Annotated in this window: 3 protein-coding genes; 2 read left to right on the top strand and 1 reads right to left on the bottom strand. The window is 28.1% G+C overall.

Annotation, left to right across the window (positions count from 1 at the left end; genetic code table 11):
- Positions 1-57 precede the first annotated feature (57 nt).
- Both ACMOUI_RS06500 and ACMOUI_RS06495 read left to right on the top strand, forming a co-directional pair.
- The gene (locus tag ACMOUI_RS06500) at positions 58-795 is read left to right on the top strand and encodes a transporter substrate-binding domain-containing protein (RefSeq protein WP_418964915.1); all 738 of its coding nucleotides are present in this window, start codon (positions 58-60) and stop codon (positions 793-795) included.
- Positions 796-797: 2 nt separating this feature from the next.
- A complete protein-coding gene (locus ACMOUI_RS06495; RefSeq protein WP_418964914.1) occupies positions 798-1,877 on the top strand; it encodes an alanine racemase in 1,080 nt (359 codons plus the stop codon).
- 128 nt (positions 1,878-2,005) lie between these two features.
- On the opposite strand, the gene ACMOUI_RS06490 is transcribed toward ACMOUI_RS06495, so the two are convergent.
- On the bottom strand, positions 2,006-2,659 hold a 654-nt coding region (locus ACMOUI_RS06490; protein WP_418964913.1), incomplete at its 5' end, for a TRM11 family SAM-dependent methyltransferase.

The raw sequence follows: 2,659 nt of genomic DNA, 5'->3' as shown, positions 1-2,659 counted from the left end.
ATACTCGTCTTTATAAGGCGAGTATTTTTTTATAAAATTTTTTATGGAGGGAATAAAATGAAAAAGATTATTATGACAATGATTATTTTACTGCTTGTAGTATTTGTGGGGTGTACAAAAGATGATAAAAAAACAGAGATTATTGAAAAAGTTTATGTGGTAGGAACTAATGCTGAATATCCACCATATGAATATTTAGAAGATAATAAAATTGCAGGTCTTGATGCCGATATAATTGAGGAGCTTTCTAAAAGAGTAGGTTTTAACTATAAATGGTCTAATATGAATTTTGATGGACTTATATCAGCTTTACAAGCTAAAAAAATAGATATGATAATTGCTGGAATGACTATAACCGAAGAGAGAAAAAACTTTATTAATTTTTCAACACCATATATAGCTCCTAATATATGTTTTTTAGTTTTAAAAGCTAATAATTATAAAGATGGTAAGGAGTTAGAGGGTAAAAAACTTGGGGTAGAACTTGGAACAACAGAGGAAGAGGCTGCTAAGAGAGTTCCAGGAGCAGAAGTTATCCCATTTACTGGGCATACAGCAGCTCTTTTAGCATTAAAGGCTAATAAGATAGATGCTATGGTTATAGATGAAACAGTGGCTAAAAAATATATGGAAAATAACCCTGAGATAGAGATTACTGGAGCAGTAGCTGGTGGAGATAAAGCTATGGCTTTTAATAAAAATGATGTGGAGTTAAAAAATAAAATTGATATTGAATTAAAGAAAATGATAGATGATGGAACTATTCAAACTCTAAAAGAGAAATATGGGATATAGTTATGGAAACAAAATCGTTTGTAATGGAGATTTTAGAAAAAAATCTTATAAATAATATAGAGTATCTAAAAGAAAAATATGAAAAAAGTATACTTCCCGTTATCAAAGCAAATGCTTATGGTCATGGTATAGAAATTATTGCTAAGGCTTTGTATAGAAACGGATACAAGGAGTTTAGTGTTGCACGGTTAAAAGAAGCTACAAAAATATTAGAAAATAAAGATTTAAATGGATGTAAAATTTTAGTTTTTGAATCCATAGATCAAAAAGATTTTTCATATATAAAAGATTGTGACTCTATAATCCTAACAGCCAATAGTTTTCAAGAACTAGTAGCTATGATAGATAATGGTATTTCCTCGGGAAAAATTCAATTGAAAATAGATTTTGGGTTTGGACGAAATGGAATAGATATCTTAGAGATTTCAAAATTAAAATCCTATATTATAAAGAAAAATTTAAAGTTTAATGGAATTTATTCTCATCTTTATGCTACTGATTTTAAGGAAGGAAAGGAACTTCTTAACGAATTTAATAAAATTGTGTTATTTTTAGGAAAAGATAGATTTCAGATGATACATATGCAGAATAGTGTTGGGATTTTGTTATATAGAACTCAAAAGTTGATGACTCACATGAGAAGTGGAATCTTCATCTATGGTTTACAAGAGGAAGGATTTTTTCATGAAGGATTAAAACAAGTTTTTCAATTAAAAGGAAAAGTAGCGGGAATAAGAGACCTTGAAAAATCTAAATACTTAGCATATAGCTTAAAATCTGATTTAAATAATATAAATTATAAAAATATTGTAAAAATCAAAATAGGTTATGGAGATGGATTCCTAAAATGTAATGAAAATACTTTTTGTACAATAAATAAAAAGTCCTATAAAATATTACATGTGACAATGGATAATACATTTATAGTTGGAGATGAATCTATTCGTGATGGAGACGAAGTTATATTATACCCAGATATTACTCTAGTTAGAAAAAATACTGGGATGCATATATGTGAAATTTTACCATTAATAAATGAAAGAATTGAAAGAGTTTTAAAATCGCAAGGAACTGAAAACTAAAAAGATTGCCCTGATTCATCCTCTCTCTAATAGAGGATGAGGTTTTTTCAGGGCGTTTTGATAAAAATTTGCTTTCTATTAAGACAATGGCAGTTCACATAAAAAATGTTTCTTAGAGTATTCTAAAACTATTCAGCAACAACTATAAATCTTTTAAATTTTCCTTTAGTAACAACACATCTATCAACTATATTGAATCCAGCGTTAGATATCATCAAATCATGATTTTCAAAGGAAATTAAAACCATTTTATTTGAAATTCGTCTAGCTGTATCTATTATTTTTTGCTGTTCCTCTTCTGAAGTATGGCTAAAAATTCCATAAGGAATATCAATTATAGAGCTATTGTAGCTCTTTTTTATATTATGCATATCATCATTTATAACAATGGGATTAAATCCATAAAACTCTAAATTAATATTTGCATTCTTTGCAATTTGTTTATTTATCTCATATCCCTCTATTTGATAACCGGACTCTAATGCCTCTATCAATGTGGTTCCAACTCCACAGCAAGGATCTATAATAGTATTTTCTTTTAATCCGTTATTGGCGATATTTACAACAGCCTTAGCAACTTTAACTCCAAGTGAATTGGAGTAAGAACATGGCTTATTATCATGAGTATGCCATTTATAATTATTTTTATTATCAATACCAAACATCCATTTCCCATCTACTTTTGTTATACCAAAGTTAAATTGAGGATTTTTAAAATTATGAGTACCTATAATATCCATAGAGATTTTTTTTATTAAAGCTAATCTTTCCTCATATGGAAT

Origin of the sequence: Cetobacterium sp., from assembly GCF_048470075.1 — a bacterium.
Taxonomy (GTDB): Bacteria; Fusobacteriota; Fusobacteriia; order Fusobacteriales; family Fusobacteriaceae; genus Cetobacterium_A.
Note: the sequence above shows the minus strand (reverse complement) of the source record. Positions and strands in the feature narration are given on the sequence as shown.

Bases quoted from the DNA above. Each gene is read 5' to 3' on its own strand.
- ACMOUI_RS06500 (WP_418964915.1), top strand. From the start codon at position 58: ATGAAAAAGATTATTATGACAATGATTATTTTACTGCTTGTAGTATTT.
- ACMOUI_RS06495 (WP_418964914.1), top strand. From the start codon at position 798: ATGGAAACAAAATCGTTTGTAATGGAGATTTTAGAAAAAAATCTTATA.